This window comes from Endozoicomonas sp. ALC013, assembly GCF_049310205.1.
Classification (GTDB): domain Bacteria; phylum Pseudomonadota; class Gammaproteobacteria; order Pseudomonadales; family Endozoicomonadaceae; genus Endozoicomonas.
This window is the reverse complement of sequence record NZ_JBLYNS010000225.1, coordinates 1-5124: the sequence shown is the minus strand read 5'-3', so window position 1 is coordinate 5124 and position 5124 is coordinate 1. Positions and strand designations below refer to the sequence as shown.

At 51.4% G+C, this 5124-nt stretch carries 5 protein-coding genes; 1 reads left to right on the top strand and 4 read right to left on the bottom strand.

Features of this window, described 5'->3' with window-relative positions; translation table 11 throughout:
* Positions 1–200 precede the first annotated feature (200 nt).
* A complete protein-coding gene (locus ACO6V1_RS22255) occupies positions 201–965 on the top strand; it encodes an alpha/beta fold hydrolase (protein ID WP_422450454.1) in 765 nt (254 codons plus the stop codon).
* A gap of 81 nt (positions 966–1046) precedes the next feature.
* Here ACO6V1_RS22255 and maiA read toward each other — a convergent pair whose 3' ends face one another.
* The 4 genes from maiA to ACO6V1_RS22235 all read right to left on the bottom strand — a co-directional run bounded on the left by maiA (position 1047) and on the right by ACO6V1_RS22235 (position 4992).
* Positions 1047–1673, bottom strand: a complete 627-nt coding sequence (maiA, locus tag ACO6V1_RS22250) for a maleylacetoacetate isomerase (RefSeq protein WP_422468642.1) — start codon at positions 1671–1673, stop codon at positions 1047–1049.
* Between the two features lie 5 nt (positions 1674–1678).
* Positions 1679–3034 (bottom strand): fumarylacetoacetase, encoded by a 1356-nt coding sequence (gene fahA, locus ACO6V1_RS22245; RefSeq protein WP_422468640.1) that lies wholly within the window; start codon positions 3032–3034, stop codon positions 1679–1681.
* A 52-nt stretch (positions 3035–3086) separates the two neighbouring features.
* Positions 3087–4385, bottom strand: coding sequence for a homogentisate 1,2-dioxygenase (gene hmgA / locus ACO6V1_RS22240; protein ID WP_422450457.1), 1299 nt, complete (start codon positions 4383–4385; stop codon positions 3087–3089).
* A gap of 382 nt (positions 4386–4767) precedes the next feature.
* Positions 4768–4992: a hypothetical protein gene (locus ACO6V1_RS22235; protein WP_422450458.1), complete on the bottom strand. Its 225-nt coding sequence runs from the start codon at positions 4990–4992 to the stop codon at positions 4768–4770.
* Between the last annotated feature and the right edge of the window lie 132 nt (positions 4993–5124).

The following is a 5124-nucleotide window of genomic DNA, read 5'->3' as shown; positions in this document are numbered from 1 at the left end:
CTGAAAGAGCATGACTCCTGACGCTTATAGCGTGGACAGGTGTCGAAAAAAACTGCCTACAACCATTAATAACCATCAATGGTTGAACGAAAGTGCGTTTATAACCACTTGATAAATATATAACTTATTGAAAATAAAGGAGGTAATTTATACCTCCTGTTAATATGAAATATCCGGGCTATAAGAGAAGCAGTGAAAACATGAAATTGTACGCAAGGCAGCAGGGGCAGGGGGCTGATGTGATCAGTTTGCATGGTCTGTTTGGCTCTGGGGAAAACCTGGGGATGATCAACCGTGGTCTTGCTGAATCATTTCGTGTTCATGGGCTGGATCTGCGCAATCATGGGCGCTCACCCCATGATGAGGCTATGAATTATCCGGTCATGGCGGAAGATGTTCTGGCCTATATGGATGATAACCAGCTTGAGAAAGTGCATTTGTTGGGGCATTCCATGGGCGGTAAGGTGGCGATGACCATTGCCCTGATGGCACCGGAGCGCGTCACCAGGCTGGCTGTGATCGATATTGCGCCGGTCACTTATCAGGAAAGGCGACACGACAGTATTCTTGAAGGGTTGTCGTCCATGCCTTTGAACACGTTGAAAAGCCGTACTGAAGCAGACCGTTTTCTGGAAGCTTATGAACCAGAACAAGGTGTGCGTCAGTTTCTGCTGAAAAACCTCTACCGTGATGAGCAGGGGCTCTATCGCTGGCGGGTAAATCTGCCTGTGATTATGGCGCATTATATGGAAATTCTTGCAGGGCAGGAGTCTGATACGGGTTTTGCCAATAAAACCCTGTTTATCAAGGGTGGCGAGTCTGACTATATTTTGCCTGAACACCGTGAGCAGGTGCTGGCTCTCTTTCCATCAGCATCCATGCGGGTGATACCGGGAGCGGGTCACTGGGTTCATGCCCAGAAACCAGAGTTGGTGACGCGGACACTGTTGCGCTTTTTCGGATGACTATTTTTACAGACGCTGCCCGCTACCCGAAAAGCGGAACCTCCTGAGCTTTTGCAAGCAGCGGGTGGCGACAATAATCCCTTACACAGCGTCCGGCTGGTTTTCCGGTGCCGCATCAATAAAGGCAGGCTGCGTATTGCAGTGCTGGTAGATTTTATGGATTTTTGGGAAGTCTGACATATTCATCTTAAAGCGCAGGGCATTAAAAACTTGTGGTACAAGGCAGATGTCGGCTATGGAGGGCTGCTCCGAGCAGCAGAAGGGCTGGTCATCCAGCTGTGCCTCCAGTGCGGTAAAGCCTGAATGAATCCAGTGCTGATACCACTGTGTTTTGGCATCGTCACTCACGGCCAGTTTCTGTTGCAGGTATTTCAGTATTCTGAGGTTATTGATCGGGTGGATGTCGCAGCTGATCTGGTAAGCCAGGCTACGAAGCTGGGCTTTTTGCCAGGGATCTCCGGGGATAATGGAGCGTTCCGGGAATGACTCTTCCAACCACTCAATAATGGCCAGTGACTGGGTGAGCATTCCTTTGTCGGTGGTGAATGTGGGTACCAGTCTCTGGGGGTTGATCTGTTGATACTCCTCCGAGTTCTGCTCGCCTTTCAGAAGATTGATGGGCGATTGTTGATAATCAAGCGCTTTCAGGTTCAGGGCAATTCTTACCCGATAGGCAGCCGAGGAGCGGAAGTAGCTGTAGAGTTTCATGGTGTTTATTCTCCAGTCCCGGCAGGCAGAACCTCTTGAGCCGGTAAAATCGTCGCCTGCACTTCACCGAAGCCGATACGGGCATGTCCGGCTTTTTCACACCAGCCGTTGAAAATAACGGTGTCGCCATCTTCGAGGAATGTTCTGGTTTCACCGTTGGGCAGAGGCAGAGGCTGTTTACCGCCATGGGACAGCTCCAGCAGGGAACCCGCTTCTTCCGGGTTGGGTCCTGACTGAGTGCCGCTGCCAAACAGATCACCGGGCCGGAGGTTGCAGCCATTTACGGTATGGTGTGCCATCATCTGGTTGATGGTCCAGTAGGAATGACGGAAGCTGGATTGGGACAGTTTCGCAGGTGAATCTCCTGCCTGTTCCATCTGTCTGCTCAGCAGATGGGCAGAGAGCTGAATATCAATGGAGCCCTGCTGGCGGTTTTTCCGGGAGTCAAGGTAAGGCAGTGGCTGGGGATCACTGGCAGGGCGTTCAAAGCTGGTCAGGTAAGGCACCAGCGCTTCCAGGGTGACAATCCAGGGGGACACGGTGGAAGCAAAACTCTTGGATAAAAATGGCCCCAGTGGCTGGTATTCCCAAGCCTGAATATCCCGGGCGGACCAGTCATTAAACAGACAGAGACCAAATACGTGTTGATCAGCCTGATCCAGCGTGATCGGTTCTCCCGGGGCATTGCCGGGGCCAATGAAGATCCCCATTTCCAGTTCATAATCCAGCCGTTTACAGGGACCAAAAGAGGGAGTGTCAGCATCCGGCGCTTTGGTCTGGCCGCAAGGGCGGTGAAAATTCTGGCCTGATACATCAATAGACGATGCACGGCCGTGGTAGCCAATGGGCACCCATTTGTAGTTGGGCAGCAATGGGTTATCGGGTCTGAACAGTGAACCTACGCTGGTGGCATGGTGGATGGAGGTATAAAAGTCGGTGTAATCACCAATCTGGCAGGGCAGGCGATATTCCACATCGTCCATGGCAACCAGACAGCCCGAGAGTTCAGCTTCTTCCGTGGCTCCGGCGCGCAGGGCTTTGGATAACGCCGATCTCAGGGATGACCAGTGCTCAAGACCAAGCCCCATAAATCGGTTGAGGGTTTCATCACCGCACGTTGCCAGGGCCTCACTGGACAGTCCTGATGCACCTTTCTGTGAAAAAGCTGAGGTGTGGGAAACGGCGGCAAGATCCAGAACCTGGTTGCCAATGGCGACACCTGCCCGAAAAGATTCACCACTGCCTTTACGTCGGAAGATGGCAAAGGGCAGGTTTTGAATGGGGAAATCACTGTTTTTGTTATTGGCTGATGTAACCCAGCTGGTCAGGTTGACATCGTGTGTTTCATTGAGTGCTAGCATGATGGGCTTTCAGTCTCCGGCGTATGTGAGAAAAACGGCAAGTTATTTATTCTTATCGGTTAAAGTGCTTCTTGAGCCCTTTCCAGCAATCAATATAGTCGGTTTGGCGGGCATTACTTTCCAGCGCAAACCGGGTTGGCGCATAGATAAAGCGGGACTCAAACATAAAGGCCATGGTGTCTTTGTAGCGCACGGGCTTCAGCTCTGCGGCACTGGCTTTGTCAAACACTTCAGCCTCGGGCCCGTGGGGGCTCATGCAGTTATGGAGGCTGGCTCCGCCGGGCACAAATCCTTGTTCCTTGGCGTCATAAGTGCCGTGAATCAGCCCCATAAATTCACTCATGACATTGCGGTGATACCACGGGGGGCGGAAGGTGTTTTCAGCCACCATCCAGCGGGGCGGGAAGATAACAAAGTCCACATTGGCGACCCCGGGGGTGTCACTCTGTGAGGTTAATACGGTGAAGATGGAGGGGTCTGGGTGGTCGAAGCTGACGGTGTTGATCACATTGAAGCGGGACAGGTCGTATTTATAGGGGGCAGAAGTACCCACCCAGGCGACCACATCCAGGGGAGAGTGATCCAGGGTGCAGCTGAACAGGTTTCCGGCAAACTTGGCCACCAGTTCAAACTCACCGTCGATATCTTCAAAGCAGGCCACCGGATAATGGAAGTCCCGATCATTGGCATAACCATTGGCTCCTACCGGCCCACGTTCGGGAAGAGTCAATGGTGCACCGTAGTTTTCGCAGATATAGCCTCTGGCTGTGCCTTCCGGAAGTTGAATCTGAAACTTGATGCCCCGGGGGATAACCAGAATCTCGCCGGGAGGCACATGCAGGTGGCCCAGCTCGGTACGTGCCAGGATGGCTCCCTGTTGAGGGACGAACAGCAGCTCACCATCGGCGTTGTAAAAGAAGCGGTCGGTCATATCCCGGTTGGCCAGATACATGTGCACAGCAGAGCCGGTCTGAGTGTGGAGGTCGCCATTGGCCGCCATGGTGACCAGGCCATCAACAAAATCGGTTTCTTCTGTCGGGAGGTCAAGAGCGTCCCAGCGCATCGGGTCCGGGGACGTTGGCACCTCAGTAACCGGGCCAGAGCGAAGCAGGTTTGATGCTATTGGCTGGAACTTGCCCTGGGCTGCTGACGGGCGAATCCGGTACATCCAGGTCCTTCTGTTTTGATGTCTTGGTGCGGTGAATGCGGTTGTGGAGAACTGCTCTGCATAGAGCCCCATGGGCGCACGTTGCGGATTGAATTGCCCGATGGGTAGGGCTCCTTTCAGGGCTTCGGTTTCATGTTCGTTACCAAAGCCATGGAGGTATTGGAGTTCGGAAGGTGTTGTCATTCGTCATTGCCCCATAATCGTACAGTCGATTTCTGATCAGTACAGAACATTTATGGCAACTAGTGCATGGTTTCAATGAGTTTGACGTGTACAATCTCCGTTCACCCTGAGCGTCCTTCGGCTCCGCTCAGGATGCACGGACGAAGGGTGCTTGGCACGATCTATCAGAGTCCGGAGTTTCCGTCCTTCGACAGGCTCAGGACGAACGGAGTGCGGAGGCACGACAACCCATCAAACTCATTGAAACCATGTACTGGCTCAGAAAAGCGTTACTACTGATGCTATTGAAGTTATGCCTTATTTATGAACCATTTCTATCGGCGATGCCATAAATAAAAAATGCCACATTCAATAAGTGGCATTTTTGGGCTGGTGATATGATTCAGAGGCGGGGTTTATAGCTGGGCTGGTTGACGTCATCAAAATCATCAAGCTCTTGAAAACTTTCTGAAATACTGTTTTTCAATTTGCTTTTCTCAAAGTAGTCTTCAATGCCCTTTCTTATGGTTGATGATTTAAGCCCCTTGTGCCTTGCTTTGCGTGCTTTAGCCTTTTTGTGTTCGTGATTGCTGTTCCACAAAGCATCGTCCCACTCATCCTGATGCATGGACTTTATCCTGGTCATAACTACATCCTTATGTTTACTGCTCCTAACAATAAATTTAGATAAAGGATGCGGACCTATTTAATAAAAAATGGTTATATGATTCTAATCGATTAATTCTGAAATATCCGGGCT

Coding starts and splice junctions, on each gene's coding strand:
- ACO6V1_RS22255 (WP_422450454.1), top strand. CDS start 201: ATGAAATTGTACGCAAGGCAGCAGGGGCAGGGGGCTGATGTGATCAGT.
- maiA (WP_422468642.1), bottom strand. CDS start 1,673: ATGAAACTCTACAGCTACTTCCGCTCCTCGGCTGCCTATCGGGTAAGA.
- fahA (WP_422468640.1), bottom strand. CDS start 3,034: ATGCTAGCACTCAATGAAACACACGATGTCAACCTGACCAGCTGGGTT.
- hmgA (WP_422450457.1), bottom strand. CDS start 4,385: ATGACAACACCTTCCGAACTCCAATACCTCCATGGCTTTGGTAACGAA.
- ACO6V1_RS22235 (WP_422450458.1), bottom strand. CDS start 4,992: ATGCATCAGGATGAGTGGGACGATGCTTTGTGGAACAGCAATCACGAA.